26 protein-coding genes and 2 pseudogenes are annotated in these 26,519 nt (G+C 58.8%); 9 read left to right on the top strand and 19 right to left on the bottom strand.

Annotated elements, in window-relative coordinates:
- Nucleotides 1-170: 170 nt before the first annotated feature.
- The 3 genes from nepI to CWM57_RS25600 form a co-directional block, all read right to left on the bottom strand.
- A complete protein-coding gene (gene nepI / locus CWM57_RS25610) occupies nucleotides 171-1,364 on the bottom strand; it encodes a purine ribonucleoside efflux pump NepI (protein ID WP_074385322.1) in 1,194 nt (397 codons plus the stop codon).
- Nucleotides 1,365-1,594: 230 nt separating this feature from the next.
- Nucleotides 1,595-2,119 carry a polyketide cyclase gene (locus CWM57_RS25605; protein WP_061152902.1) on the bottom strand — a complete coding sequence of 175 codons (525 nt, stop codon included), beginning with the start codon at nucleotides 2,117-2,119 and terminating at the stop codon, nucleotides 1,595-1,597.
- A 102-nt stretch (nucleotides 2,120-2,221) separates the two neighbouring features.
- Nucleotides 2,222-2,674: a DUF1198 family protein gene (locus tag CWM57_RS25600; protein ID WP_074385321.1), complete on the bottom strand. Its 453-nt coding sequence runs from the start codon at nucleotides 2,672-2,674 to the stop codon at nucleotides 2,222-2,224.
- A 105-nt stretch (nucleotides 2,675-2,779) separates the two neighbouring features.
- Here CWM57_RS25600 and CWM57_RS25595 point away from each other — a divergent pair, with 105 nt between their 5' ends.
- Complete coding sequence (locus CWM57_RS25595) at nucleotides 2,780-3,685, top strand: LysR family transcriptional regulator (protein ID WP_100676573.1); 906 nt, start codon at nucleotides 2,780-2,782, stop codon at nucleotides 3,683-3,685.
- A 47-nt stretch (nucleotides 3,686-3,732) separates the two neighbouring features.
- Here CWM57_RS25595 and uhpT read toward each other — a convergent pair whose 3' ends face one another.
- From uhpT to ivbL, 7 genes are all read right to left on the bottom strand, one after another.
- The gene (gene uhpT / locus CWM57_RS25590; protein WP_038421922.1) at nucleotides 3,733-5,124 is read right to left on the bottom strand and encodes a hexose-6-phosphate:phosphate antiporter; all 1,392 of its coding nucleotides are present in this window, start codon (nucleotides 5,122-5,124) and stop codon (nucleotides 3,733-3,735) included.
- Nucleotides 5,125-5,269: 145 nt separating this feature from the next.
- Nucleotides 5,270-6,598 carry an MFS transporter gene (locus CWM57_RS25585; protein ID WP_032733963.1) on the bottom strand — a complete coding sequence of 443 codons (1,329 nt, stop codon included), beginning with the start codon at nucleotides 6,596-6,598 and terminating at the stop codon, nucleotides 5,270-5,272.
- Nucleotides 6,599-6,609: 11 nt separating this feature from the next.
- Complete coding sequence (gene uhpB, locus CWM57_RS25580) at nucleotides 6,610-8,091, bottom strand: signal transduction histidine-protein kinase/phosphatase UhpB (protein WP_165784262.1); 1,482 nt, start codon at nucleotides 8,089-8,091, stop codon at nucleotides 6,610-6,612.
- Nucleotides 8,092-8,108: 17 nt separating this feature from the next.
- Nucleotides 8,109-8,702 carry a transcriptional regulator UhpA gene (uhpA, locus tag CWM57_RS25575; RefSeq protein ID WP_008806764.1) on the bottom strand — a complete coding sequence of 198 codons (594 nt, stop codon included), beginning with the start codon at nucleotides 8,700-8,702 and terminating at the stop codon, nucleotides 8,109-8,111.
- Nucleotides 8,703-8,823: 121 nt separating this feature from the next.
- Nucleotides 8,824-9,111, bottom strand: a complete 288-nt coding sequence (gene ilvN / locus CWM57_RS25570) for an acetolactate synthase small subunit (protein ID WP_042947100.1) — start codon at nucleotides 9,109-9,111, stop codon at nucleotides 8,824-8,826.
- A 3-nt stretch (nucleotides 9,112-9,114) separates the two neighbouring features.
- Nucleotides 9,115-10,803 carry an acetolactate synthase large subunit gene (gene ilvB, locus CWM57_RS25565; RefSeq protein ID WP_100676571.1) on the bottom strand — a complete coding sequence of 563 codons (1,689 nt, stop codon included), beginning with the start codon at nucleotides 10,801-10,803 and terminating at the stop codon, nucleotides 9,115-9,117.
- Between the two features lie 104 nt (nucleotides 10,804-10,907).
- Nucleotides 10,908-11,003 (bottom strand): ilvB operon leader peptide IvbL, encoded by a 96-nt coding sequence (gene ivbL / locus CWM57_RS25560; protein WP_002923286.1) that lies wholly within the window; start codon nucleotides 11,001-11,003, stop codon nucleotides 10,908-10,910.
- Between the two features lie 12 nt (nucleotides 11,004-11,015).
- Between ivbL and CWM57_RS27975 the strand changes: the two are divergent.
- From CWM57_RS27975 to emrD, 5 genes and pseudogenes are all read left to right on the top strand, one after another.
- Nucleotides 11,016-11,184 (top strand): annotated as a pseudogene (locus CWM57_RS27975) (hypothetical protein).
- 452 nt (nucleotides 11,185-11,636) lie between these two features.
- On the top strand, nucleotides 11,637-11,756 hold the full coding sequence (gene tisB / locus CWM57_RS25550) for a type I toxin-antitoxin system toxin TisB (RefSeq protein WP_004145059.1): 120 nt from the start codon (nucleotides 11,637-11,639) through the stop codon (nucleotides 11,754-11,756).
- Between the two features lie 90 nt (nucleotides 11,757-11,846).
- Nucleotides 11,847-12,293 carry a GNAT family N-acetyltransferase gene (locus tag CWM57_RS25545; protein WP_100676570.1) on the top strand — a complete coding sequence of 149 codons (447 nt, stop codon included), beginning with the start codon at nucleotides 11,847-11,849 and terminating at the stop codon, nucleotides 12,291-12,293.
- Nucleotides 12,294-12,360: 67 nt separating this feature from the next.
- Entirely contained in the window at nucleotides 12,361-13,194 is an 834-nt protein-coding gene (locus tag CWM57_RS25540) for a DMT family transporter (RefSeq protein ID WP_061152895.1), read from the top strand.
- 175 nt (nucleotides 13,195-13,369) lie between these two features.
- Entirely contained in the window at nucleotides 13,370-14,554 is a 1,185-nt protein-coding gene (gene emrD / locus CWM57_RS25535) for a multidrug efflux MFS transporter EmrD (protein ID WP_100676569.1), read from the top strand.
- Between the two features lie 176 nt (nucleotides 14,555-14,730).
- Here emrD and dsdC read toward each other — a convergent pair whose 3' ends face one another.
- Nucleotides 14,731-15,654: a DNA-binding transcriptional regulator DsdC gene (gene dsdC / locus CWM57_RS25530; RefSeq protein WP_074385315.1), complete on the bottom strand. Its 924-nt coding sequence runs from the start codon at nucleotides 15,652-15,654 to the stop codon at nucleotides 14,731-14,733.
- A 16-nt stretch (nucleotides 15,655-15,670) separates the two neighbouring features.
- Nucleotides 15,671-15,787: pseudogene (locus CWM57_RS27970) on the bottom strand (hypothetical protein); the annotation flags it as partial.
- 91 nt (nucleotides 15,788-15,878) lie between these two features.
- On the opposite strand from CWM57_RS27970, the gene dsdX reads away from it, so the two are divergent.
- The gene (gene dsdX, locus CWM57_RS25520) at nucleotides 15,879-17,216 is read left to right on the top strand and encodes a D-serine transporter DsdX (RefSeq protein ID WP_074385314.1); all 1,338 of its coding nucleotides are present in this window, start codon (nucleotides 15,879-15,881) and stop codon (nucleotides 17,214-17,216) included.
- A 16-nt stretch (nucleotides 17,217-17,232) separates the two neighbouring features.
- Nucleotides 17,233-18,561 (top strand): D-serine ammonia-lyase, encoded by a 1,329-nt coding sequence (gene dsdA / locus CWM57_RS25515; protein ID WP_100676568.1) that lies wholly within the window; start codon nucleotides 17,233-17,235, stop codon nucleotides 18,559-18,561.
- A gap of 3 nt (nucleotides 18,562-18,564) precedes the next feature.
- Here dsdA and CWM57_RS25510 read toward each other — a convergent pair whose 3' ends face one another.
- The 5 genes from CWM57_RS25510 to CWM57_RS25490 form a co-directional block, all read right to left on the bottom strand.
- Complete coding sequence (locus CWM57_RS25510) at nucleotides 18,565-18,987, bottom strand: regulator (RefSeq protein WP_074385312.1); 423 nt, start codon at nucleotides 18,985-18,987, stop codon at nucleotides 18,565-18,567.
- Between the two features lie 74 nt (nucleotides 18,988-19,061).
- Nucleotides 19,062-19,424 (bottom strand): DUF202 domain-containing protein, encoded by a 363-nt coding sequence (locus CWM57_RS25505; RefSeq protein ID WP_074385311.1) that lies wholly within the window; start codon nucleotides 19,422-19,424, stop codon nucleotides 19,062-19,064.
- Nucleotides 19,414-19,761, bottom strand: coding sequence for a YidH family protein (locus tag CWM57_RS25500; protein WP_002923305.1), 348 nt, complete (start codon nucleotides 19,759-19,761; stop codon nucleotides 19,414-19,416). Before CWM57_RS25500 ends, CWM57_RS25505 begins: the two co-directional genes overlap by 11 nt.
- A 101-nt stretch (nucleotides 19,762-19,862) precedes the next feature.
- Nucleotides 19,863-21,185, bottom strand: coding sequence for a 6-phospho-alpha-glucosidase (locus CWM57_RS25495; protein WP_074385310.1), 1,323 nt, complete (start codon nucleotides 21,183-21,185; stop codon nucleotides 19,863-19,865).
- Nucleotides 21,182-22,804: an alpha-glucoside-specific PTS transporter subunit IIBC gene (locus CWM57_RS25490; RefSeq protein WP_100676567.1), complete on the bottom strand. Its 1,623-nt coding sequence runs from the start codon at nucleotides 22,802-22,804 to the stop codon at nucleotides 21,182-21,184. The genes CWM57_RS25495 and CWM57_RS25490 overlap by 4 nt, the downstream gene beginning before the upstream one ends.
- 298 nt (nucleotides 22,805-23,102) lie before the next feature.
- Here CWM57_RS25490 and CWM57_RS25485 point away from each other — a divergent pair, with 298 nt between their 5' ends.
- Entirely contained in the window at nucleotides 23,103-23,849 is a 747-nt protein-coding gene (locus tag CWM57_RS25485) for a GntR family transcriptional regulator (protein WP_008806752.1), read from the top strand.
- Here CWM57_RS25485 and CWM57_RS25480 read toward each other — a convergent pair.
- Nucleotides 23,817-25,478: a putative transporter gene (locus CWM57_RS25480; RefSeq protein WP_043874933.1), complete on the bottom strand. Its 1,662-nt coding sequence runs from the start codon at nucleotides 25,476-25,478 to the stop codon at nucleotides 23,817-23,819. The genes CWM57_RS25485 and CWM57_RS25480 overlap by 33 nt on opposite strands.
- A 101-nt stretch (nucleotides 25,479-25,579) precedes the next feature.
- A complete protein-coding gene (dinD, locus tag CWM57_RS25475) occupies nucleotides 25,580-26,404 on the bottom strand; it encodes a DNA damage-inducible protein D (RefSeq protein WP_100676565.1) in 825 nt (274 codons plus the stop codon).
- Nucleotides 26,405-26,519: the final 115 nt, after the last annotated feature.

Here is a 26,519-nt window from a genome sequence, read left to right as displayed (position 1 = left end):
CGGGCTACGACTGGTGCGCTCCATTTATGCCGGATGGCGGCTGACGCCTTATCCGGCCTACGTTCCTTCCCGCAGGCTCACACAACGTAGGCCCGGCAAGCGCAGCGCCGCCGGGCGGTCAGGCGCCATAACCTCAGTTAGTTGTGCAGGATGGCAAAAGGCGAGCGGCCTTAAGCGGGTGAATTCACCTTCACTTTGGCCGCCACCAACAGGCCGGTAAACAGCATCAATACCCCTGACAACACCAGCGGCGACAGCAGCCCTAAGTGGTCAAGCGCAATGCCGCCGACCGCGGCGCCGCAGGTGTTGGCCAGCTGGATCACCGCCACCTGAATCGACCCGGCTTTTTCCGCCTGATCGGAGAGCGAACGGGTGATCCACGTTGACCACCCCACCGGGATCAGCGCAAACGCAAAGCCCCAGATAATCGCTACCGTCGAGGCGACGATTTTGCTTTCTCCCCACAGTACCAGCGCCACCGCGCAGGCGGTCAGCACCAGCGGCGCAATCGCCAGCGCCGCTTTCACCGAACGCTTGAGAAGCACCGACGAAAGCGAGGTACCGATAAAGCTGGCGATACCAAAGCTCAGCAGCACCAGCGTCAGGCCGTCGACGTCAAACCCGGCGAGCGTCATGAAAACCGGGCGAATATAGGTAAAGAAGGCAAACTGTCCGGCAAAGGCCATGAAAATGGCGCACATCCCGGCCATCACCCCCGGGCGTTTCAGCAGGCCAAACATATTTTGCTGTTGAGCCGCCGATTCACCGGGCAGCGACGGCAGCGCTTTCAGCACCCAGATCGTACACAGCACCCCCATCACCGCCGCGCCGTTAAAGACGTTGCGCCAGCCGATGATCCCGCCCAAAAAACTGCCCAGTGGGGCGGCGATCACCAGCGCGATTGATACCGCGCCGAAGATAATCGATAGCGCTTTCGGCACCACGCGCATCGGCACCAGCCGCATGGTCAGCGAGGCCGACATCGCCCAGAAACCACCGAGCGCCAGGCCCAGACAGGCGCGCCCCAGCAGCAGCAGGATGAAGCTATCGGCAAACGACACCAGCAGGCAGGAAAGGGTCAGCAGCAGCGAAAACAGAATAACGACGTAGCGGCGATCGGTTTTGCCAATGACGGAGGTGATAAACAGGCTGGAGAACATGGCCACAAAGGCCGTGGTCGTCACCGACTGCCCGGCCATCCCTTCGGAGATGCCTAAATCCAGCGCCATCGGCGTCAGCAGGCTGACCGGCAGAAACTCAACGGTAATCAGGCAGGCGACACAGAACGCAACCGCGAAAACCGCCGACCAGTTTGGCCGCGCCAGCTCGCGTGCGTGGGGTTTGGCTTCATTTGAATGACTCATGAGTGACCTGCGAAGAAAGTGGCTGAAAGCCGCGCAGTGTAACATTTTGTATGTGACGTATTTAACGTTTTCACAACTCTCATCGCTTTTCACGGCATGATACAAAGGGATAGCCTGAGAATATAGCCTTCGTCATTCTGCCGGATGGCGCTTACGCTTATCCGGCCTACAAGGGACGAGTGCGGAAACCGTAGGCCGGATAAGGCGCAGCCGCCATCCGGCACTCGGATTTACTCGCCGCGAGCCGATTTCACCAGCCCGCAGATCCATTCCTGGTGACCGTTAATCATCGGATTGGGCAAGGTACGCGCCAGCTCCTGCGCCGGAACGCCTTTTTGCGACTCCTGGGTGAGGATACGTACGCGCCCGCCGGGCAAATCTTCAAATAGCCACGCGTGGATCACATCAAGACGCGTCGTTGCATCCCCTTCCGCCCAGCCGTGCCAGGCTACGCGCGCCGCCTGCCCGGCAGCGGGAGGTACATACTCTGTAATCTGCGCCTCAATCGGGAAGCCGAAGGTGCTGAAGCGGAAGCGGGCGTTGGCGCTGAGGGTCGGGCCGCTACCGTCATGGAAATGGATATCGGCAACGTTGCTGTAATAGCCCGGCCACAGCGTGGTGTCATCGAGCTGCGCCCATATCTGAGCTGCCGTCAGGCCGCTGACGATAATTTCATTAGAGGCAAAATTGTCGGTGGTGCCCGGCAGATACGCTTCCGGCCAGACGATGGCGCTTTGCAGCAGGGGCTGTTTCATGATTAACCTCGTGAACGATTGTTTTAACGAGGTTAATCATGCGCGGGAGAGTGATATAAATCGAATCACCATCCTTGATAATACTCATAAGCAGTAGTGATATCAGTGCAACCAGTGCACGCCGTCTTCCGGCAGGAATAGCGCGTTATAGCGCTGCTGCAGATTATGCAAATCGCTCACATCCGGATCCAGCTCTCGCAGAAACCCTTGCGCAAGACGAATTTGCGCGTCGGTAATCGGCGCCGCTAAACGCGCTTTTTGCATCAGGCGATACCAGTAATGCAGGTTTTTTTCGCTGGCATCGACGATAGCGGTCTGCCAGATCAGCAGTACCTGTGCGGCGTTCTGCAGATGCGCTTCATTCGGCCGCTCCAGGTAGCGCAAATACTCATTACCGGCGGTTTTTCCCAGTTGATCGATCATCGATTCCAGCGGAACAGGCGTTATGCCAAGGCGTTCGCTCAGGCGACGGATCGCGCGGCGTGAATCAGAGGTAAGCACCCGAAATCCCACAACAAATACCACTACCAGGGTGGCCAGTCCTATCCAGATCATGCATCCTCTCATCCAATCGCAGCCTCACTATCATAATGGGAATTTGCCTGCTGTCGACTACCGGGCATACCATAATGTGACTTATCGCGTTTGCGGATGGCTATCATGAAATCTGATATCAGAAACCTCGATCTCAACCTGCTGAAAGCCCTGGATGCGCTGCTCGATGAACGCAGCGTCACCCGGGCGGCAGCGCGGCTGGCGCTCACCCAGCCGGCGGTCAGCGGCATGCTCACTCGCCTGCGCGACGCCTTTAATGACCCGCTGTTTATCCGCGCCCCGCACGGTATGGTGCCGACGCTGCGCGCTCAGGCGCTGGCGGCTCCGGTAAAGCAGCTGCTGATCGATGCTGAAACCCTGCTGCAACCTGCCATCTTCGAGCCGCTGGAAGCCAATTTTACCTGGACCATCGCCGCGACGGATTATGCGTTGAAGGCAGTGATCGTGCCATTTATCGCCGCGCTGAAGCCACTGGCGCCGGGTATCCGCGTGCGCATCATTCCCGAATCACCGGCCACGCTGCTGGCACAGTCCGAACGTGGTGAAGTGGATATTGCGCTATTGACGCCCCACGATACGCCGCCGGCGTTGCACAGCCGGGCGCTGTATCAGGAAGACTATGTCTGTCTGATGCGCGAAGACCATCCGCAGGCCAGCCAGCCGCTGACGCTCGACCGCTTCTGTGCGCTGGAACATGTGCTGGTTTCATGGCAGGGCGATAGCTTTCGCGGCGTGACCGACGACGCGCTGGCGGCGCTTGGCCGGACCCGGCGAGTAGGATTGTCGGTCAGCAGTTTTCTGGTGTTGCCGGAAGTACTGGCGGTGAGCGACATGATCGCCGTGGTACCGCGCCGGCTGGCGAAAAGAGCCAGCGGCATGAAAATCGCCCCACCGCCGCTGACGATCCCGGGTTTCACCAAAAGCATGGCCTGGCACGAGCGTAACCATCATGACCCGGCGCAGCAGTGGCTGCGGGAGCTACTCCTGCAATCCAGCCAGCAAGAACTATAAAAAAGCCCGGCGCAATGGCCGGGCAACGTTACCAAATACCTGGTGAATCAGGCAGTCTGCAAAATACGATTCTTTTTCTCGCGGCGAATTTTACGCTCTTCGAAGATAGCCACGATGGCCATCAGGCAGATACAGCCGATGGCGGCGGCGTCCAGCGCCGCAAAGGTGCCGGCCCAGCCGGTCAGGCCGAAGACCGGCGTGCCGTCGGCGATCATCCCGAGACCCAGTTTGGCGAAGCTATCGCCGATCAGATAGGCGAAGGTGCCCTTGATTCCATCGGCGGCGCCGATCGCTTTTTTCGGCACGAAGCCGACGGCGGCGACGCCGATCAACAGCTGCGGACCAAACACCAGGAAGCCCAACGCAAACAGTGAAGCCAGATAGACGTACTGGTTGCTGGCGTGTTGGTAAACCCCGAGGGTGGCGATAATCAGCGCCAGCGCGACGCAGGCCACCAGCGCGCGGCGGCCGTTGGCCAGGTCCGACAACCAGCCCCACAGTAGCGTGCCAACCAGCGCGCCGACTTCAAACAGGGTAAAGCCCTGAATCGCCACCTCTTTAGACAGCTTCAGCTCCTGGAAGGCATACACAGTGGACCACTGATCGATACCGATACGCACCACGTAGAGGAAGATGTTGGAGAAGCACAGCAGCCAGATCACTTTGTTTTTCAGCACGTACTCTACAAAGATCTGCCACTTGGTCATCGCATTTTCTTCGGTCTCTTTGTCCTCTTCGCTGATCGCTTCGCCGAACAGCTCTTCCGCCGTGCCGAGGCCGTAGGATTCCGGCGAGTCGCTACCGTAGCGCAGGCCGATAAAGCCGACGATCAGCGCAATAATCGACGGGAAGATAAACATGCCTATCACGTGGCCGTCGAACAGATAGTTGGCGCCAAACAGCGCCACGCCCGCCGCGCCCGCGCCGCCGAGGTTGTGGGAGATATTCCAGAAGCCGAGGAAGGTGCCGCGTTTGCGTCTGGGCGTCCACTTGGTGATGGTGGAATAGCTGCACGAGCCGCCGGTGCTCTGGAAGAAGCCGCTCAGCGCATAGAAGGCGATCATCAGGAACAGGCTGGTTGAACCCGCCCCCATACTGGCGCTAAAGCCCAGCATACAGATGGCGGAGAGGATCAGCATAAACGGCAGGAACTGCTTGGTGTTTTTACCGTCGGCATAATAAGAGACGAGCGTCTTGCCCACGCCGTAGGTGATGGAGAAGCCCAGGCCAATCATCCCCAGCTGCGTCATGCTCAACCCGTAGGTGGAGATCATGTCGTTCTGCGCGATATTAAAGTTCTTGCGGATCAGATACATGGTCAGGTAGCCGATGAAGACCACCAGATAGGACTGCATGAAAGGTTTGAACCACATTTTGCGCCGCACATCGAGCGGCAGATCCAGGGTCGGCTTGCGCACCTGATTCAGAAAGGCCAGCATGGGTATCTCCTGAGCTGATTTTTTATGCCTGCGTAATAACCAGGCATTGTAAAAACCAGCGCGCCGTCTGGCCTGAGACGGCGTCCAGGTGAAACCGGGAAAATTTCTTAGTTTTGCCCCGTTCGCGGCGAAAGGGTGAGCTACATCACGCTTCGCTGGCGGTACGCGGCGCCTGCGCGTTTAAAAACGGCAGCAGCAGCAGCGCGGAAATGCCGGCGGCAATCGCAATCACCACGAAGAATCCGGTCCAGTGCCAGATATCCATCACCTGCGCCAGCGGCCAGCCGGAAAGCGAGGCGCCAAGATAAGCGAACAGGCCGACAAACCCGGTCGCCGCCCCGGCGGCTTCTTTATGCGAACATTCCGCCGCCGCCATGCCGATCAGCATCTGCGGGCCAAACACGAAGAAACCGGTGGTGAAGAAGCAGGCCGCCTGCATGACATAGCTGGCGAACGGCATCAGCCACAGCCCGCCAACCGACAGCAAAATTCCGGCGGCGAAAATCAGGTTCATCGGCCCGCGATTGCCGTTAAACAGCTTATCCGAGCCCCACCCCGCCACCAGCGCGCCGATAAAACCGCCCAGCTCAAACATGGTGACCGCCGAGTTAGCGGTCACCAGATCGACGCCAAGCGTCTCCGACATATACAGATTGCCCCAGTCGTTAATCGCCGCCCGCACCACGTACACCAGCACATAGCACAGCGACAGCAGCCAGATATAGGGATTGGCCAGCACGTAGCGGGTCAGGATCGCTTTACGCGTCAGCCCTGCTCCCTCCTGCTGCTGGGCGATTTCCAGCGCATCGTGACGCCAGTCGCCCACGGCGGGTAACCCCACCGCCTGCGGGCGATCGCGCAGCCGCCAGCACAGATACAGCCCGGCGAGGATCGCCAGACAGCCGGCAATGGTCATCCCCGCACGCCAGCCGTAGTGCAGCGCCGCCGCCCCCACCACCATCGGGATCAGCGCGCCGCCGACGTTATGCGCGGTATTCCATAGCGCCCACCAGCCGCCGCGTTCGGTCCGCGAATACCAGGCCGTCAGCAGCCGGGCGCACACCGGCGAGCCCCAGCCCTGGAAGAAGGCATTCAGCGCCCACAGCAGCGCGAAGGCCCATAGCGAAGTGGAAAAACCGAACAGAATATTCACCACCCCGGTGGCAATCAGCCCCAGCCCCATAAAATAGCGGGCGTCGGAGCGGTCGCTGACGATACCGGAGAAAAATTTCGACAGCCCATAAGTGATGTAAAACAGCGTGGCCAGCAGGCCAATATCGCTGCGGGTCAGGACGTTACTGGCAAGAATTTCAGGCACCGCGGCATTAAAGCTTTTGCGGGTGAAATAAAACAGCGCGTAACCAAGCCAGATAGTGAGCAGAATATGTCGACGCCAGTAACGATAACGCTCGTCCAGCTCGCGTTTATCGCTAACTGGAGTGGCGTCCGGCGGCGCTTTTAAAAAGGCAAACATCGGCGCTCCTCTCAGGCGTAACGCAGCGGTAAATTGACGCACACGCGGGTGCCATGCGTGCAGGAGATGGTCAGCGTACCGCCCAGCGCGGTGACGCGTTCACGCATACCGGTCAGGCCGAACCCCTGCAGATTCGAGCCCGGCGGCAGGCCGCAGCCGTCATCCTCCAGCACCAGCATCAATCGCCCATCCTGCTGCCAGCCCTGCAGGGTGACGGCGCTGGCGCTGGCGTGCTTGACGATATTATTGAGTCCTTCCTGGCAGACGCGAAACAGCGTCACGCGCTGGTTTTCGCTCAGCCCCGCCTCGTTAATCCGCCAGTCGAGATGGCTGACGATGCCGCGGTCTTCCAGTTCCATTTCGCGCATCAACGAACGTATCGCCTGTTCAAGCGGCAGATCGTCAAGCTGGCGCGGACGCAGGCGACCAAGCAGTCTTCGCACCGAGTCGTAAACTCCCAGCGACAGCTGTTCTATCAGCTGGCCGCTCTGGCGCACGCTGCCGTTATTCGGCGCCAGACGCTGGACGATCCCCGCCTGGGTGCGAATTGCCGTGATCGTCTGGCCAATATCATCGTGGAGCTCGCGCGCCACGTCACGCCGCACGCTCTCTTCCGTTTCCAGCAGGCGTTCCGCCAGCCGCCGATTACGCGCCAGCTCGTTCTGTAGCGACAGGTTAAGCTCGCGCAATCGCTGGATCCCCGCCCCCAGCAGCAGCCCGGTCAGGCTCTGCGCCAGCAGTGAAAGCAATAAATCGACCGGGTGATCGTGCCAGGTCTGGCTGGCAATCAGCGCGATGGCGTTCATCAGGGTGGCGATCAGCGCCCCCTGCCAGCCGTAGTGCCAGGCGAGGGCGATAATCGGCAGCGCGAGGCAAAACGGGGTAAAGCGGGAGAGCTCGGCGGGCAGCCCAAGCTGCAGCCACAGGCTAATGGTGAATAACAGCAGGTACCAGATCAGATGCCGGCCGCGCCAGTTAATCGGCTGCGAGACCAGCGCGGGCCCCAGTGGCTGCCAGACGGTACTGGTAAGATAGTGCCAGATAACCAGGCAGGTCGGCGCCAGCGTCAGGCCGCCGGTCAGCGTTAACAGCAGGGCGGTCAATCCTTCGCTCCCTTGCGCCAGCCACGGCAGCGATTGCAGCAGCGAGGCGGCGATCAGCGCCCCGCCCTGGCGCAGCAATGTCAGCCAGTCGCGCTGATGGCGATAGCGTGAAATCAACGCTACCGGCAGCAGGGTCAGCAGACTTCCGGTCATCAATATTATCGGGTGCGCCAGCGCCACTTCCTGCGTCAGCCAGAAGATAAGCAGCCACTCGGCGCCCAGCAGCACCGGCCAGTAGCCACGCGGGCATTGCAGCATCAGCCCTAAACGCAGGCCAAAGGGAAACAGCAGCACCGCTAAATCCGCGCGTTCCACCAGATGCAGACTGATACTCCACAGGCAAAACCAGGCGGCGGAGAAGATAAAGGCGCAGCCGATCACCGACAGCAATCGTGAGACGACAGCCTTCATTGCCAGCTATCGAACATGCGGCGCGCCAGCTCAACGTCGTTACTGACGCCCAGTTTTTCCAGCAGGTTGGCGCGGTGAACGTGAACGGTTTTCGGCGACAGGCCGAGCTCGGCGGCAATCTCTTTCACCGCCATCCCCTGCGCCAGTTTTTCCGCCACCTGGCGTTCGCGTTTGGTGAGCGGATCCTGGCGCCCGGCGGCCAGCTTCATGGCGATATCCGGCGTGAGATAGCAACCACCCGCCGCCACCGTGCGCACCGCGGCGATAAGTTCATCCGGGCTGCAGCGTTTCGACAGGAAGCCGCGCGCGCCGGCGTTCAGCGCCTGCTCGATCAGCGCCGGGCTATCGTGCACCGACAGCATGATCGTCGCCATCCCCTTCGGCAACTGGCTGAGCAGCTCCAGCCCGGAAATATCCGGCATGGAGATATCGCAGATACAGACCTGTACACCGCGCCCCGGTAGCCCCGCCAGCGCCTCGCGGCCGCTACCAAATTCGGCGACAACCTGAAAATCAGCTTCCAGCCCCAGCAGCTGAGCAAAGCCGGAGCGGACAATCAAATGATCGTCAATAAGGGCGATGGTGGTCATGATAGGGTCCTGGTGCCTGAGACGAAAAAGCGCTGTGTCCGTAGGCCGGATAAGCGCAGCGCCATCCGGCAAAGGCGCTTACCTTAACCATAAGCACCTTACCGTTCAAGCCTTGCGCGATTTACTCGAAGAACACCGCAATTTTGTTAAACATGGTGGGATCGGACTGGTTGCGCGCCACGTTGGTGACGTCTTCCAGTTTTTCTATCTGGCTAATCATCTGGCCAAGACGCTGATCGTCGTTCACCAGCAGCCAGATGCGGCTGTGCTCGCTGCCCTGGATCGGCAAGCAGAGAATGCCTTCAACGTTAAACGCGCGGCGGGCAAATAGCCCGCAGACGTGGGTCATCACGCCAGGGTGGTTGCGGACAGTGAGCTCCAGAATGACGTTATCACATTGTTTTTGCATGGCTTATCCCCCCACCATTTCAGTATTGGCCGCACCCGGCGGTACCATCGGATACACTTTCTGCTGCGCGTCGATGCGCACGTGGATCAGCGCCGGACCCGGACGGTCGATGATCGCCTGCAGCGCCGCCTGCGGATCGGCTTCGTTATTTAAATCACAGGTTTGCAGACCAAAACCGGCGGCGATTTGCATAAAGTTAATCATCCCCGGATAGGTGGCGGCGAACACGCCCTGCTGATAGAACAGGCTCTGCTGCTGGTGCACCAGCCCCAGCGCTTCGTTGTTCAGCAGGATAATTTTGACATCCAACCGATTTTCGGCGGCGGTGGCCATCTCCTGAATATTCATCATCAGGCTGCCGTCGCCGGAGAAACAGATAACCTTGCGCTGCGGATTCGCCAGCGCCGCGCCGATGGCCGCCGGCAGGCCGAAGCCCATGGTGCCAAGACCGCCGGAAGTCAGCCACTGGCGCGGACGGTTGAGCGGGTAGGCCTGCGCCGTCCACATCTGATGCTGACCCACATCGGTGGTGATGATCGCCTCATCGTCAACGCAGGCGGCCACGGCGTTAATCAGGCCGTAATGGGAGAGCGGGTCACTTTCCTGCGGGATGGCGCAGGGGAATTCACGCTGTAAATCTGCCACCAGCTGGCGCCATTCATCGCGCGGCTGTGCTTCAATCTGCGGGATCAGCTGGGCTAAGACTTCCGCCACATCGCCCTGAATCGCGACGTGCGGTTGCTTGATTTTGCCCAGCTCAGAGCGGTCGATATCGACGTGGATAATCTTCGCGTTCGGGCAGAACTGTTCGGTCTTGCCAATCGCCCGGTCATCAAAACGCGCGCCTAAAACAATCAGTAAATCCGCTTCCTGCAAAATGAAGTTGGTGCTGCGCGCGCCGTGCATCCCCAGCATCCCCAGCGACAGCGGGTGCGCCTTCGGCAGCATGCCCAGCGCCATCAGGGTCATGGTGGTCGGCAGGTTGGCTTTTTCCGCCAGCTGACGAATCGGCTGCGGCGCGTTAATCACCCCGCCGCCCAGATAGAGCACCGGGCGCTTCGCCGCGTTGATCATCGCCGCTGCTTCACGCACGCTTTCAGGGGCGAAGGCCGGTGCCGGGGCGCGCTCGCCCGGTTCTGGCAGGGTCTCCAGTTCAATAGTGGCCGACTGTACGTCCTTAGGAATGTCTATCCACACCGGTCCGGGACGCCCGGACTGGGCAATACGGAAGGCGTCGCTCATCACCTGCGGCAGCTCGGCGATGTCGCGCACCAGATAGTTATGCTTGGTGATGGGGATAGAGATGCCGTAGGTGTCGACTTCCTGGAAAGCGTCGGTGCCAATCATGGAGGCCGGCACCTGGCCGGTGATGCACACCAGAGGGATTGAATCGAGGCGGGCATCGGCGATCGCCGTAATCAGGTTGGTGGCGCCAGGGCCGCTACAGGCCATACAGACGGCGGGTTTGCCTTCGGTTCGCGCCATCCCTTGAGCGATAAAACCCGCGCCCTGCTCGTGGCGCGCCAGGATGTGGCGGATCTGCGTGCTTTGGCTTAAGGCATCGTAGATAGGCAGAATAGAACCGCCCGGGATGCCGCTGACCATAGTGATGCCCTGGCGTTCCAGTAAATGAACAACCAGCTGCGCGCCGGTAAAGCGCATTGTGTTTGATGTTGTGCCCGAACTTGCCATGCTCCAGTCCTTTTATTCTGGGCCGACTTTACCGGGGGGCTCGCCAACAAAAAACCCCGCTCGGTTTGCGCCGGCGGGGTTTGGAATTCGTGTTGTTCCGGACCCTACGGCGCGTTGCCGACGACGACCACCACAGACACGACGACCACCGCGGCAGGCGCGGTTTTTAGTAGGGTCGAAGCGATCAGGGTTGCGTTCATTAGGGACCTGTTGTGTCAATAAATAAGCTGAATTCATACAAACACAGGTTTTCCATTTTCACAATGGATTTATTTTCATCCAGGAAAATTTGCGCGAAAGATCACAATTTGCGACATAAGCGGCAGAAAACAAAAAACCCCGCCGGAGCGAGGTTTTTATCAGCATTGTTACGGGTGGTAGCCGCAAGCACACTGTATTACGTCAACGCCAAAAGTATACGCGATCGCTGCAGTTCGCGCAATTTAAGGACGATATTTCTCTGTCATAGAGTATGGACGAGGGGGGCGAATTTGTCCAAAAAATACTGTTCATCCATACAGTATTTATCTATACTGGGTGTGTTCACTTTGTGCCATTCGGGGGCCGCAAGTTTGACCGGCGCAACGAAGTCCTGGCTGAAACGGGTGGTGCCGTCAGTGCCTTAACCCCGAGAGAGCACACTGTGTTACGTCAACAACGTGCAGTATCTGAACCGCGCGGCAACGCGTGGGTCAACGCTGCGCACCCCTGCTGTTGCAGGCGGCGGGCCGGGAAGCCGTCTACGGAAAGGACGAACTATCGGCCAGGGCAGACGCCGCCGGCGACAGGCAGGGATAAGCTGGCAACAGGCAGCGGAAAGGTAAGTCAGCTTATTGTGCTCCTTAACCACAGGAGACGCGCGTATGGGCGGAATGGATATTATTATTTTAATCCTGAAACTCATGGTTGCTGTGTTGCAACTACTTGATGCAGTCCTGAAACAGTTCCGCTGATTCAGGTTCAAGTCGCACCTGAGGGGGGCGGGAAACCGCCCCCCTGCAGGCGCCCGCCGGGAGTCCCGGGATGACTTGATGGAGGAAGCTATGCCACCCCTGTTAATTGCCGCCACGACGCCGGATGTCCCGGGGTTCGCGGCGCTACGAATCGAAAGCCTTGAACAGCATTTCAATATGCTGCGCCGCCTGGCGGAAAACTGGCAGAGCGGCAAAAACCGCTTTAACGCGCCGGGCGAAACGCTGCTGGGCGCCTTCGTGAACCACCAGCTGGTAGGGGTATGCGGCATCAATAGCGATCCCTTCAGTCCACAGCCGCGGGTCGGGCGCATTCGCCATCTCTACATTAGCGAACGCTATCGTCGCCGGGGGATCGGCCAGCAGCTCCTGGTCTCGGTCATTACCCACTCCAGCGCCTGGTTCGATTTTCTTAACACCCATGCCCCGGCACAGGCCTGGCCCTTTTATGAAAAGCTTGGTTTTCGCCCGGTATACGATGAACCCCGGGTCACGCATCGTCTGTTCTGCTCGCTTTAGCCGCAGCTGGTTGGCTGCGCGGGCGCATGTTACAGTCCGAAGACCTTAACTTCTGAATCGTTTTGCGATGACCCTCACCGTATTCTGCATTTTGCTGTTCGCCGCCCTGCTGCACGCCAGCTGGAACGCTATCGTCAAAGCCAGCGGCGATAAAATGTACGCGGCGATCGGCGTCAGCGGCTCGGCCGCGCTGCTCGCCCTGGTGATGCTGCCCTTCGCGCCGCAGCCGACGCTGGCCAGCGCGCCTTATCTGGCGGCGTCCTGCGCATTGCAGGTGGTGTATACGGTGCTGGTAGCGAAGACCTACCAGGTGTCGGATATGAGCCAGACCTATCCGCTGATGCGCGGCACCGCACCGCTGCTGGTGGCAGCCATTAGCGTCATTTTTCTTGGCGATCGCTTATCGCCGCTGGCCTGGCTGGGCATCGGCGTTATTTGCCTGGCGATTCTGGCGATGGCCTTTCACGGCCGCGTTAGCTCCCGCAAAGGCATCGTGCTGGCGCTGATCAACGCCTGCTTTATCGCCGGCTACACGCTGGTGGACGGCACCGGCGTCCGGCTGGCGGGCTCTGCACTGGGTTATACCCTGTGGACCTTTTTTATGAACGGTTTCTGCCTGCTGTGCTGGGCCATGGTGGCGCGACGGCGAGAGGCCAGTCGTTATTTACGTCAGCACTGGAAAAAGGGCATCCTCGGCGGTGTCGGCACCATGGGCTCCTATGGTCTGGCGCTATGGGCGATGACGCAAGCGCCGCTGGCGGTGGTCGCCGCGCTACGTGAAACCTCCATTCTCTTCGGCGCGCTGATCGCCTTTATCGTCCTGAAAGAGCAACTGATACCGCTGCGCATCGTGGCCGCCTGCGGGATTGCCGCCGGGGCGATCCTCCTGCGGCTGTCATAGCCTGAAATGGCAACATTAGTTGCCGAACCTGTTTACAAAATCTGCCTCGACTCCCCCCAGCAATCGGTACTTTGCAGTTGTTCTGTCATTTTTATATGGTAGATTCCTCCATCGTTTACGGGGTGTGCCAGTCACATATTCTTCACTTCTAATTACTCACAAAGTATTCATCGACATGAAACGGCATAAGAACTTCAATTTGTTGTTGATGCTGGTACTGCTGGTGGCCGTCGGCCAGATGGCGCAGACCATTTATATTCCGGCCATCGCCGACATGGCGGTCGCGCTGAATGTCCGCGAAGGGGCGGTACAAAGCGTGATGGCGGCCTATCTGCTGACCTACGGTATTTCACAGCTGTTCTACGGTCCGCTCTCCGACCGCGTGGGCCGCCGTCCGGTGATCCTCGTCGGGATGTCGATTTTTATGCTGGCGACGCTGGTAGCCATTACCACCCATAGCCTGCCGGTGCTGATCGCCGCCAGCGCCATGCAAGGGATGGGTACGGGGGTCGGCGGCGTGATGGCGCGCACCCTGCCCCGCGACCTGTACGAAGGCGCTCAGCTGCGTCATGCCAATAGCTTGTTAAATATGGGTATTCTGGTCAGCCCGCTGATTGCGCCGCTGCTCGGCGGCATCCTCGACACCCTGTGGAACTGGCGCGCCTGCTACGCTTTCCTGCTGGTCCTGTGCGCCGGGGTGACCTTTAGCATGGCGAAGTGGATGCCGGAAACGCGCCCGGAAGGCGCGCCGCGCACCAAACTCCTGACTAGCTACAAAACGCTGTTCGGTACCGGGGCGTTTAACTGCTATCTGCTGATGCTGATCGGCGGCCTGGCGGGGATAGCGGTATTCGAAGCCTGCTCCGGGGTGCTGATGGGCGCGGTGCTCGGTCTGAGCAGCATGGCGGTGAGTATTCTGTTTATTCTGCCGATCCCGGCGGCATTCTTCGGCGCATGGTTTGCCGGCCGGCCGAACAAGCGTTTCCCGACGCTGATGTGGCAATCGGTTATTTGCTGCCTGTTGGCAGGTTTGATGATGTGGATCCCTGGGCTGCTGGGCATCATGACTGTCTGGACCCTGCTGGTGCCTGCGGCGCTGTTCTTCTTCGGCGCCGGGATGTTGTTCCCGCTGGCCACCAGCGGCGCGATGGAGCCATTCCCGTTCCTCGCCGGTACCGCCGGGGCCCTGGTGGGCGGTTTGCAGAATATCGGCTCCGGCGTACTGGCCTGGCTGTCAGCGATGATGCCGCAAACCGGTCAGGGCAGCCTCGGCCTTCTGATGATGCTGATGGGCCTGTTGATTCTGCTGTGCTGGCTGCCGCTGGCCTCGCGCTTTACTCGCCATCAGCAGCCGGTATAAGCGCGTCGGCCGTTCCCCGGATGGCGGCTGACGCCTTATCCGGGCTGCCGTTCTGATGAAGGCCCCGGCGATGGGTTCCGTAGAACCGTAGCCCTGCTAAGCGTAGCGCAAGCAGGGAAATCCCCGGATAGCGGCTTACGCCTTATCCGGGCTACCCCCGGGTGGCGGCTTTTACCCTATGTCAGGCTGTGCAGCCATTCGATAAAGGCGTCGATTTTCGGCCACTGACGGCCCGGCAGGGTCGTCACGTAATAATGCTGATGGCATTTCAGCGTCATGTCGCCGAACGGCGCGATAAGCTCCCCGCTTTCTAACCGCTTCTGCACCAGCCGCTTGCGCCCCATCGCCACCCCTACATGGTTCATTGCCGCAATCACTGCTAAATCGGAACGATCGAAGCCAATGCCCGACGATGGCGGCAGTTCCACCGCAAACTGCTGCGCCCAGCTATACCACTCATCGGTCCCCGAGTCGTTGCTCCATGCCTGGCGATCGTGGAGCAGTGTGCAGTGGCGCAGATTGTCAGGATGCTGCGTTAACTGGTGCTGGCGGGCATAATTCGGCGTACAGACCGGCACGATCGCCTCATCCATCAGAAAATGGTGGCTAAGTTGCGACGACGGCGCATCATCAAAATAGATTGCCAGATCGATACCCGCCCGCTGCAGATTGACGTTATCGTTGCCGGTCAGCACGGTCAGCGAGATGGCCGGGTAGCGGCGGCTAAAATCCCCCAGCGCGGGCACCAGCCAGCACTGGGCTATCGACGGGCGCGAATAAACCGTCAGGCTGCCGGAGAGTTCCTGGTTTTTGATGTCCAGAATCTCCTGATTGAGGCCATCCAGCGACGACTTCAGCGCCCAGTAAACGCGCTTCCCTTCACGCGTCAGCTCCACTTTGCGGTGCGAGCGGACAAAGAGCTGGATCCCCAGCTCTTCTTCCAGCTGATTAATCCGGTGACTGACAGCACTTGGCGTGAGCGCCAGCTCGTCTGCGGCCAGGGCGAACGACTCATGCCGCGCCGCCACTTCAAACGTCGACAGCCTGGAGAGCTGCCAGCCGTTGAGCAACCGGGTACCTAAGGTTTTTAGTGCATCCATAACGCGATCCTGGCGAGAAGAGGAGTCTGGATAATAAAAAAATAACGCCGGGACTTCCGCTAAAGGATGAATTAATTTGACTCACTGCAAGTTTAAAGGTCACTTTTAGAGCTAAATCACCTTCTTGATTCAATTTGGCTCATCTGAAAGGCCATTTATATCGTTTGTCAGCCCATGCCGGTTTTCTGTTCAATAACCACACGTTATTTACGGCGAGGTGGGGTATGGAATCGCAAATCTGGGTTGTGAGCACGCTGCTGATAAGCATCGTGTTAATCGTCTTAACGATCGTCAAACTGAAGTTTCATCCGTTTCTGGCGCTGCTGCTGGCGAGCTTTTTCGTCGGCGCGATGATGGGGATGGGCCCGCTGGAGATGGTCAACGCCATTGAGAGTGGGATCGGCGGCACGCTGGGCTTCCTGGCGGCGGTGATCGGTCTCGGCACCATTCTCGGTAAGATGATGGAGGTTTCCGGCGCGGCGGAGCGTATCGGCCTGACGCTGCAGCGCTGCCGCTGGCTGTCGGCGGACGTGATTATGGTGCTGGTCGGCCTGATCTGCGGCATTACGCTGTTTGTCGAAGTCGGCGTGGTGCTGCTGATCCCGCTGGCGTTCTCCATCGCTAAAAAAACCAATACCTCACTGCTGAAGCTGGCCATTCCGCTGTGTACGGCCCTGATGGCGGTACATTGCGTGGTGCCGCCGCACCCGGCCGCGCTGTTCGTTGCCAACAAACTGGGCGCCGATATCGGGACGGTTATCGTCTATGGTCTGCTGGTCGGCCTGATGGCCTCGCTGGTCGGCGGCCCGCTGTTCCTCAAGCTGCTCGGCAACCGTCTGCCGTTTAAATCGGTACCGGCCGAATTTTCCAACCTCGACGTTCGCGAAGAATCGACGCTGCCGTCGCTCGGCGCCACGCTGTTTACCGTACTGCTGCCGATTGGCCTGATGCTGGTGAAAACCGTCGCCGAACTGAACATGGCGAAAGGTGGCACGCTGTATATGTTGCTGGAATTTATCGGCAACCCCATCACCGCCATGTTTATCGCCGTCTTTGTCGCCTATTACATTCTCGGCATTCGTCGCCAGATGGGGATGGGCGTCCTGCTGACCCACACCGAAAACGGCTTCGGATCGATCGCCAACATTCTGCTGATTATTGGCGCCGGCGGCGCGTTCAACGCGATTTTGAAATCCAGCGGCCTGGCCGATAGCCTGGCGGTGATCCTCTCGAATCTGCATATGCATCCGATTCTGCTGGCCTGGCTGGTGGCGCTTATCCTGCACGCCGCCGTCGGCTCCGCCACCGTGGCGATGATGGGCGCTACCGCCATCGTTGCGCCGATGCTGCCGCTTTATCCTGGCGTAAGCCCGGAGATCATCGCCATTGCCATCGGTTCCGGCGCCATTGGCTGCACGATCGTCACCGATTCCCTTTTCTGGCTGGTAAAACAGTACTGCGGCGCCAGCCTCAGTGAAACGTTCAAGTACTATACGACGGCGACATTTATCGCTTCACTACTTGCACTAGCCTGCACCTTCCTGCTTTCTTTCATCATCTAAGCGAACGAGACGTAATATGAAAAACGCTGACCTGACCCAATTAACCGCGACCTTCCCGCTTGTGCAGGATCTGATCGCCCTGAAAGAAACCACCTGGTTTAACCCGGCAACGACAACGCTGGCGCAAGGTTTGCCCTATGTCGGCCTGACCGCCGCAGATGTAAAAGACGCTCACGAACGCCTGCAGCGCTTCGCGCCCTATCTGGCGGAAGCTTTCCCGGAAACGGCCGCCACCGGCGGGATTATCGAATCAGAAGTGGTTGCCATTCCGGCAATGAAACGCCGCCTCGAGCAACAATTCAACCAGCCGATTAATGGCGATCTGTTACTGAAAAAAGATAGCCACCTGCCGATTTCGGGTTCCATTAAGGCACGCGGCGGCATTTATGAAGTGCTGACCCATGCGGAAAAGCTGGCGCTGGAAGCCGGGCTGCTCAGTACCGCAGATGATTATCGCAAATTGCTGACGCCGGAATTTAAACAGTTCTTCAGCCAGTACAGCATCGCCGTCGGCTCCACCGGCAACCTCGGGATGTCGATCGGCATCATGAGCGCGCGCATCGGCTTTAAGGTTACGGTACATATGTCTGCCGATGCCAGAGCATGGAAAAAGGCCAAACTGCGCAGCCACGGCGTGACGGTCGTTGAATATGAAGAGGACTACGGCGTGGCGGTCGAACAGGGACGCAAGGCAGCGGAATCCGACCCGAACTGCTTTTTCATCGATGATGAAAACTCGCGCACGCTGTTCCTCGGCTATGCCGTAGCCGGCGAGCGCCTGAAGGCGCAGTTTGCCAAAGCAGGGCGTGTGGTCGATGCCGATCATCCGCTGTTCGTCTATCTGCCGTGCGGCGTTGGCGGCGGCCCCGGCGGCGTGGCATTCGGCCTGAAGCTGGCCTTCGGCGACCACGTTCACTGCCTGTTCGCCGAACCGACCCACTCGCCATGCATGCTGCTCGGCATCTATACCGGGCTCCACGACCAGATTGCGGTGCAGGATTTAGGGATTGATAATCTGACCGCCGCCGACGGTCTGGCGGTCGGCCGCGCTTCCGGGTTCGTTGGCCGGGCGATGGAGCGCCTGCTCGACGGGCTGTATACCCTTGATGATCAGACGATGTACGACATGCTGGGCTGGCTGGCGAAAGCGGAAAACATTCGCCTTGAACCGTCCGCGCTGGCCGGAATGGCCGGGCCGCAGCGGGTCTGCGCCAGCCAGGCGTACCATCAGCTACAAGGTCTGAGTGAACAACAGCTGCAGCACGCCACCCACCTGGTGTGGGCGACCGGCGGCGGCATGGTGCCGGAAGAGGAGATGGCGCAGTATCTGGCGAAGGGGCGCTAACCTTCAGCGCAGCAGCGGCATCAGCGCCTCTGGCGGCCGCTGCTGTCGGCGTAAATCTCGCATCACTCGCATATAAGGCCCGCTAAGATCGTAGAACTGCCGGTAACCCGCGCACAGCGGGTCTTCCTGTTCGCCGCAGCGGCACAGGCGCAGCCACGGGCAGCCGTAGCAGGTGCTGTTGGCCGCTGGCGCGCCTGGCTGGGTCAGCGTCTCGCCGCACCAGGCGCTCAGCGTCTCACTAAACAGCAAAATATCGATTCGCCCAATATCTTCCCGCACCCAGCGGTGAAAGACAGTGCAAAGAAACTCACCCCAGAGCGCGGCATCGCCGGCCGCCAGCTGCGGAATAAAATGGATAGCGGTGAGACCCTGTTTACGCAGTTGCGCATAGAACGCCTGCGGCTGGTGGCAATGATGCGCCTCCACCACGACAGCCTGAAAGGGAGTGTCATGTTGCTGGCCGGGGGCATGAGTGAGAGGCAAATTCGCCGGACATCCTGTCATGACATATCCCTAATGAATAAAACGATCTGTTGAAGGTGAGTAACAGCAAACAGGAATGCCAGAGAAAGTACTGCGAGAGCGATCAAAAATTTGTCACGAACCACCCGCGGCTGAAAAAAATCGCTGTCATCGACGTCCATCAGATGACGACGGCGGGTATAGCCCCAGAGGATCACCGCCACTATCGCCAGCACGCCGATCGACAGCCAGAACGGCAGGCCGGCGCGGTGCCAGCTGTGTTTAATCGCCAGCGCCATCAGCGCGCCATAGCCCAACAGAGTGCGAAACCAGGCCAGCGAGGTGCGCTCTGGCTGTAGTCCCGGATCGCCTTCCCGCCGCGCCCGGCGTTTATCCGCCATACACCACCAGCAGCATCACCGCGGCCACCACCGCCAACAGCAGGATGCTAATCACCAGCAGCGTGCGGGTATAGGGAAGGTCCTGCTTCAGACGCATCGCCTTCTCGTTATTCAGCCAGCGCAGATAGCCATAGATGGCCATGCCGCCGGCAAAGAGACACAGCAGCAGGGCAAGAATTTCACGGATCAGCGGCGTGGCAAAGTCCGGCGCTAACTGGTCAAGGCCGACGCCAGCAGCCAGAAAACCGAGCGCCGTGCGGATCCACGCCAGAAAGGTGCGTTCGTTAGCCAGCGAAAAGCGGTAATCTGGCGCTTCGCCGAGGCGGGAGATTTTCATTACAGTTCCTTGTTCATCGCGCAGGCAGGCTTCAGCATAGCGTAAATCAGGAACCGGGGAGAAGAACCGGCGCCCCGCGGGCGCCGGTCAAACAGCGGGGATTAATGCAGCTCAGGCCAGTAATCTTTGTTGGCCGCAATCAGGTCGTCGAGGATCGCTTTCGCCACCGAGGCGCTCGGTACGGTTTTCGACAGGGTAATCGCCTGCCACAGCTTGTGGTAAGAGCGTTGTTCCCAGGCATCGACCACCAGTTTTTCCACTGCCACCTGCTGGCTCATCATCCCTTTCTGGAAGTGCGGGATGTCGCCGACCGTCAGCGGTTCCGGTCCGTTGTGGCCCACCAGGCACGGGATCTCCACCATCGCGTCGGCGTCAAAGTTATGGATCGCGCCGTTGTTTGGCACAATCAGCAGCATCCTTTCCTGCGTGTTAAAGGCGATGGCCGTCGCCAGATCGACGATATACGACGCATGCTCGTCAATCTCCAGATCGCCGGCAGTGGATTTCCCGGCGGCAATAATCGCCCGGCAGGCACTGAAGACGTTTTTCTCCCGATGATCCATCACCTCGTTGGCGCGGGTGCGTTCCGGGTTGGAGTGAGCTACCACGTAGTCCGGGAACAAGTAATATTTCAGGTAGGTGTTCGGCATGGTCTGCGGATCCAGCGCCTGCACGTCTCTCGCTTTGGCGAAGGTATCGTTCCAGCTGGCCTCGGTGTGCGGATCGTTAGAGGGCGGCACATAGCCATATTTCGCCACATACTCGCGCAGCTTCGGCATCAAATCGTTGCCGTCGAGGTCTTCAATCGACGTCCACCAGCCAAAGTGATTGAGGCCGTAGTAGCGCACGCGCATCTGTTTGCGATCTTTGAGGCCGACAATCTGCGCCATCCGCCCTTCAATGCCGATCGGCATATCGCAGATGTTGAGGATTTTGGCGTTCGGCCGCAGACGCCGGGTGGCTTCCGCCACAATCGCCGCCGGGTTGGAGTAGTTGAGCATCCAGGCGTTCGGCGAGTATTTTTCCATATAATCCACCAGCTCCAGCACGCCTCCGATAGAGCGCATACCGTAGGCGATCCCCCCCGGTCCACAGGTCTCCTGGCCCAGCACGCCGTGGCGCAGCGGGATTTTCTCATCCTGTTCACGCATCGGATATTTACCGACGCGGATATGCGCCATGACGAAATCAACATCGGTAAACGCCGCCTGCGGATCGGTGGTATAGCTGAATTGAATATCCGGCGCCTGCTCTTTGAGGATCACTTTGCACGCCTCGGCGATTGTCTCCTGCCGCGCGCCGTCGTTGTCGTAAAATTTCAGCGACCGCAGCGGAAAACGATCCTGGTTTGCCAGCAGCATCAGAACAATGCCCGGGGTGAAGGTGCTGCCGCCGCCTGCGATAACAACTGAGAATTTTTTCATGATACTGCCTCCGTCATGGTGGTATGTTCGGTCGAAAGAAAATCTTTCATCAGGTTTTCCAGCTGGTCGCGCACCTGGGGAACGTGCAGGCCGACGATGACCTGAATCCCGTTGCCGCGGCGTACTACCCCGTGGGCGCCCAGCGCTTTAAAGACGTCGTCACTTTGCGTTTTCGCCATATCGACCAGCGCGATGCGCAGTCGGGTGGCGCAGTTGTTAATGCTTTCAATGTTGTCGGCGCCACCGAGGGCCTGCAGGAAGCCAGCAGCCTGACCCAGCCGGGTCTCTGGCGCGGCGGCGGCCGTGGTTTTACCTCGTGCCGCCTGGTAATCGGCCTTGCTGTAGAGCTTGATTTCGCTCTCTTCCCGACCAGGCGTCTTCAGGTTCAGACGCAGGATCAAGGTGCGGAAGACCACGAAGTACAGGGCGGTGAAACAGAGGCCGATGCCTATCTGAATGAACATCATCGAGGCGTGGTGATGGAACATCGGGATCCAGTTTTGCGGCAAGAATTGATCGAGCAGGCCGCCGCCGAAATTGCCTACCACCCCGCAGATGTACATCACCGTCGCCATGGTCGCCGCCAGCACCGCGTGAACGGCAAACAGCAGCGGCGAGATGAACAGGAAGGTGAACTCCAGTGGTTCGGTGATCCCGACCAGCATCGCGGTCAGGGTGGCAGGGATGAGCAAGCCAGCGACCTTGACGCGGTTTTCCGGCGCGGCGGTGAAGTAGAGCGCCAGCGCAATCCCCACCGAACCAAACACTTTCGAGTTACCGTGCAGGGCAAAGCCGCCCTCCGGGAACAGCGTCTTCAGCGGTTCCGTACTTTGACTAAACGCCTGCAGATGCTCCGCCCAGTAGACCTGCAGACCGCCCTCCACCACCGCCGGGCCAAAGATGAACGGACCATAGACGAAGTGGTGCAGACCGGTGGGGATCAGAATGCGCTCAAGGAAGATGTAGACCCACACCCCAAGCGCCCCGGCTGAGCGCAGGAAGGCCTGCAGCGATTCAATGCCCAGCTGGACCTTTGGCCAGCCGAGCAGGGTCAGCCAGGCGCAGGGGATCATCGCGAGGAAGGCGACAATGACCACAAACGATGAGCCCTGAAAGATGCCGAGGAATACCGGCAGGGGTTTATCGAAATAGCGATTGTGCAGGGCCGTCACCAGGCCGGAGATGACGATGGCGCCGATAATGCTGGTGTCGAGGGTTTTGATCCCGGCAATCATCGTCAGGCCGCTGCCTGCCGTGGGTTCAACGGCAAAGTCGACGCCAAAGAAGTGGCCCCAGGTCATCCCCATGGCGTTGATAAAGTAGTTCCAGGTGAGAAAGCTCACCAGCACCGCCAGACAGGCCCGGCCCTGGGCCTGTTTCGCCAGGCCGATCGGCAGACCGACGGCGAAAATCAGCGGCATATTACGAAAGACGGTCCAGCCGCCCTCTTCAATGATGTGAACGATCTGGGCAAACAGGCTGTCGGGTGCGGTCAGCGCTTCGCCGACGAACATCGGGTTGCGCAGCATGATGGCGATACCGACCACAATCCCGGCAAAAGGAAACAACAAAACCGGGGTAAACATGGCGCCGCCAAAGCGTTGTATTTGACTGAGCATTTGAAAATCCTCATGTAACAACTCGTAGGGTGAGTGGCCTTCTTTTTCTTGATTACCGGCCTCACTCGAGAATAGAAATTTGCCCGTCCGACAACATGCCGCGCCGTTGCGATTCGTGATCTCATTCATGGTTTTAATTTGGCCAAAGTTGTCTACTTCTATAATCAAAGTTAGACATCAATAAATCAGACAGTGGAATTAACGAAATGAATGAGTACTAATTACTTGTAATAAATCTATTTTTTCAACGAAAAGAGAAGACAGCGACATTCCATTTTCCTGCACAAGAGGACTACTGGTGATCTACAAATCCATTGCTGACCGCCTGCGGCTGCGGCTGAATTCCGCCGACTTCGCCATCGGTAGCCCGCTACCGGGAGAGAAAAAACTGGCCGAGGAGTTCGGGGTGGCGCGCATGACTATCCGCAAAGCCATCGACCTGCTGGTGGACTGGGGATTGGTTGTGCGTCGCCACGGCTCGGGAACGTTCGTGGCGCGTAAGGACGTCCATCATGAAACCAGCAATCTCACCGGCCTGGCGGAAGTGCTGCGCAAGCAGGGCAAAGAGGTGGTGAGCCAGGTGCTGGCCTTCGAGGTGATGCCTGCCCCGCCGGCCATCGCCAGCCTGCTGCGGATTAAAATTGATGAACGGATCTACTTCTCACGGCGGGTGCGCTACGTCGATGGTAAGCCGCTGATGCTGGAGGATAGCTATATGCCGGTGAAACTGTTCCGCAACCTGTCGCTGAGCCATCTGGAGGGTTCGAAATTTGATTATATTGAGAAGGAGTGCGGGATCATCATCAGCGGGAATTATGAAACGCTGACGCCGGTGCTGGCGGACAAGCAGCTGGCGCGCTCAATGAATGTCCCGGAGCAGACGCCGCTGCTGCGTATTACCTCCCTTTCCTACAGCGACAGCGGCGAGTTTCTTAACTATTCCGTCATGTTCCGCAACGCCAGCGAGTATCAGGTGGATTACCACCTGCGTCGCGTCCAGGCGCAAAGCCCGCTAGCTCAGCCCCCAGAACAGCACGGCGAGTAGCTGCGGAGTGATAATCCGCAGGAACATCACCAGCGGATAGACGGTGGCGTAAGAGAGCGCCGCCGCGCCGCTGGTGGCGTGCAGATTGTTGGCGAAGGCCAGCGCCGGAGGGTCAGTCATGGAGCCGGCCAGCATGCCGCACAGCGTCAGATAGTTCATTTTTGCCAGCATGCGCGCGAGGATCCCCACCGTCAGCAGCGGGATGGCGGTGATGAAAATGCCGTAAGCGATCCAGCTCAGACCCTCGCCCTGGGTCAGGGTCGCGACAAAGTCGCCCCCCGATTTTAGACCGACCACCGCCAGAAACAGCACGATCCCCAGCTCGCGCAGCGCCAGGTTGGCGCTCGGCGGCATAAACCAGTACAGCTTGCCAATACTGCCGATACGCCCGAGGATCAGCGCCATAATCAGCGGCCCACCGGCAAGCCCCAGCTTCAACGCGGCAGGAAAGCCGGGAATAAACAACGGGATAGATCCCAGCAGTACCCCGAGGCCGATACCGATAAACACCGGCAGCATCTGGACCTGCTGCAGCTTCTGCTGAGCGTTACCCAGTTCGGCGGCCACGGCGTCAATCGCCTCCTGACGGCCGACCAGGTTGAGGATGTCACCAAACTGCAGGCTGGCGCTGCTGCTGGCCACCAGCTCGACGCCAGCGCGATTCAGCCGGGAGATCACCACGTCATAGCGCTGTTTGACGTGCAGATCGCGTATTTTCTTCCCCAGCACTTTTTCGTTAGTGACCACCACCCGCTCGACTTTCAGATCGGTGCCGCGCGTCGACAGCGAGGTGGCCACCTCCTGGCCAATCACCAGCTGCGCATTGTGCAGATCCTCAGGTCGCCCCACCAGGTGCAACAGGTCGCCCGCCTGGATAAGGGTGCCCGGCGCAGGCACCATCAACAGCTCACCGCGCTTCAGCCGCGAACAGACGATGTTGTCGCTATTGAGCATCGGCACATCCTGAATCGCCATCTGGTTGAGGTTGGGGTTCTCCACCCGCACGTTAATGGTGTGCAAATGAGCGTGGCCGTTGCCGCTGCTCTCTTCAAACCGCTGGGCCTCTTTCTCCACATTGATGCGGAAGAACAGGCGCACCAGCCACATGGTCAGCAGAATGCCGCAGATGCCGAACGGATACGCCATCGCGTAACTCATCCCCATCTGATCGACCACCTCGAACGGCACCCCAAGATCGCGCAGGATTTGCTGCCCGGCCCCCAGCGCCGGCGTGTTGGTCACCGCACCGGAGAAGATACCGAGCACTACCGGGAGAGGAATATTGAACAGTTTATGCAGCACCGCGGTCACCAGGCCGCCGAGGATAACGATAAGGATAGCGAACAGATTGAGCCGCAGGCCAGAGACCCGCAGCGAGGCGAAAAAGCCCGGCCCCACCTGAATACCGATGGTGTAGACAAACAGGATCAAGCCGAATTCCTGAATAAAATGCAGCATTGGGCTGCTGAGGGCGACACCCGCCTGATCGACAAAGTGGCCGACAATAATCCCGCCAAACAGGACACCGCCAATGCCAAAGCCGACGCCGCGGATTTTGACATTGCCGATCCACAACCCCACTACCGCCACCAGCGCCAGCACGCTGACCGTCAATGCTATCTCACTCATGGTATCGTCCCTGTGAATAACACCATTAACTACAGGGATTATGACCACTGCCAGACGGGTTGTATGCCGCCTGGCGCACAATAATCATGGAGTAAGATACGCTACTCAGGCGCGTTCTTATTTTTCGCTGCGATAGTGAGTTGCTGAATACTTTTCTCCGGGGAAGGAAGCGCTTCAGGCATAGTGCCACCCAGGTCTTTAATAGTCTGGCGTACTTTTTGCCCTACGTCATAATGCGTTTTGTTGGCGAGTTGCTTCGAATCAACCGCGTCCCGACGTAGTTTTTCTTCCGTTTGGGTAGCACGAAACAGGTTGGCCGCGAGCTCAGTCGATCCCATATAGTCGAGTATTTTTTGGCTTTTCTTTAGGCCCTTACGCTCATGGATTGCTTTTTGGTCAAGACCACCATAGAGACCTTTATAGCCATGGTTTTGAAAGACAGCAAAATCAAGAGTCGTCTCAACACCGGCACGTTGGGCCGTTTCAACCAGATGTTTATTATGCTCTTTGAGCTCATTGCGCAGGAACAGTCGCTGTTCATCCTCTCGTAGAGACTTAAATATTTGATCATCTTGCAATTCCTGGCGCCGGGTTTGCAAGGCAAAGTACGTTTGCCCCGCAGCAATCACCGGTTTCGACGGATCGCCATTTTGCACTACCAGATAGCAGGCGTAGCGTGAGAGGTGGAAATCTTCAAGATTCCTGCTGGCGCCAGAACCTAATTCGACCATTTTGTTGGTTTCAACAAAATGGTCTGCCGAGGGATGACCACTCGCCTCACATGAAATTATCGCTTTTGCAATGACCTTATAAAAATTCCGCCACTCTTTATAGTCAAGCAGGGGACCAAGGTTGCGGGCAGACCAATACTCCCGCCCCGCCTCATCGCTCTTTCTAATCGCTTCAAATGGCTGCTGTTCGTTCATAACGTATCCTTGTTTGAGTGAGTCCCAAAGTATGATTATTTTTTAAACTGAAACACCCGTTGCAGCAAGGAAGTTTATTGCGCTCTCGCACACAAAAAAGCCCCGAAAATCGGGG

Origin of the sequence: Klebsiella sp. G-Nf4, assembly GCF_002810615.1 — a bacterium.
Lineage (GTDB): Bacteria > Pseudomonadota > Gammaproteobacteria > Enterobacterales > Enterobacteriaceae > Klebsiella > Klebsiella variicola.
Note: the sequence above shows the minus strand (reverse complement) of the source record. Positions and strands in the feature narration are given on the sequence as shown.

Coding starts and splice junctions, on each gene's coding strand:
- nepI (WP_074385322.1), bottom strand. CDS start 1,364: ATGAGTCATTCAAATGAAGCCAAACCCCACGCACGCGAGCTGGCGCGG.
- emrD (WP_100676569.1), top strand. CDS start 13,370: ATGAAACGGCATAAGAACTTCAATTTGTTGTTGATGCTGGTACTGCTG.
- CWM57_RS25480 (WP_043874933.1), bottom strand. CDS start 25,478: ATGAGTGAGATAGCATTGACGGTCAGCGTGCTGGCGCTGGTGGCGGTA.
- dinD (WP_100676565.1), bottom strand. CDS start 26,404: ATGAACGAACAGCAGCCATTTGAAGCGATTAGAAAGAGCGATGAGGCG.
- ivbL (WP_002923286.1), bottom strand. CDS start 11,003: ATGAACGCAACCCTGATCGCTTCGACCCTACTAAAAACCGCGCCTGCC.
- CWM57_RS25585 (WP_032733963.1), bottom strand. CDS start 6,598: ATGTTTGCCTTTTTAAAAGCGCCGCCGGACGCCACTCCAGTTAGCGAT.
- CWM57_RS25545 (WP_100676570.1), top strand. CDS start 11,847: ATGCCACCCCTGTTAATTGCCGCCACGACGCCGGATGTCCCGGGGTTC.
- CWM57_RS25500 (WP_002923305.1), bottom strand. CDS start 19,761: ATGAAAATCTCCCGCCTCGGCGAAGCGCCAGATTACCGCTTTTCGCTG.
- uhpT (WP_038421922.1), bottom strand. CDS start 5,124: ATGCTGGCCTTTCTGAATCAGGTGCGCAAGCCGACCCTGGATCTGCCG.
- ilvN (WP_042947100.1), bottom strand. CDS start 9,111: ATGCAAAAACAATGTGATAACGTCATTCTGGAGCTCACTGTCCGCAAC.
- CWM57_RS25540 (WP_061152895.1), top strand. CDS start 12,361: ATGACCCTCACCGTATTCTGCATTTTGCTGTTCGCCGCCCTGCTGCAC.
- ilvB (WP_100676571.1), bottom strand. CDS start 10,803: ATGGCAAGTTCGGGCACAACATCAAACACAATGCGCTTTACCGGCGCG.
- dsdC (WP_074385315.1), bottom strand. CDS start 15,654: ATGGATGCACTAAAAACCTTAGGTACCCGGTTGCTCAACGGCTGGCAG.
- uhpA (WP_008806764.1), bottom strand. CDS start 8,702: ATGACCACCATCGCCCTTATTGACGATCATTTGATTGTCCGCTCCGGC.
- CWM57_RS25495 (WP_074385310.1), bottom strand. CDS start 21,185: ATGAAAAAATTCTCAGTTGTTATCGCAGGCGGCGGCAGCACCTTCACC.
- CWM57_RS25490 (WP_100676567.1), bottom strand. CDS start 22,804: ATGCTCAGTCAAATACAACGCTTTGGCGGCGCCATGTTTACCCCGGTT.
- CWM57_RS25505 (WP_074385311.1), bottom strand. CDS start 19,424: ATGGCGGATAAACGCCGGGCGCGGCGGGAAGGCGATCCGGGACTACAG.
- dsdA (WP_100676568.1), top strand. CDS start 17,233: ATGAAAAACGCTGACCTGACCCAATTAACCGCGACCTTCCCGCTTGTG.
- CWM57_RS25595 (WP_100676573.1), top strand. CDS start 2,780: ATGAAATCTGATATCAGAAACCTCGATCTCAACCTGCTGAAAGCCCTG.
- CWM57_RS25605 (WP_061152902.1), bottom strand. CDS start 2,119: ATGAAACAGCCCCTGCTGCAAAGCGCCATCGTCTGGCCGGAAGCGTAT.
- CWM57_RS25600 (WP_074385321.1), bottom strand. CDS start 2,674: ATGATCTGGATAGGACTGGCCACCCTGGTAGTGGTATTTGTTGTGGGA.
- dsdX (WP_074385314.1), top strand. CDS start 15,879: ATGGAATCGCAAATCTGGGTTGTGAGCACGCTGCTGATAAGCATCGTG.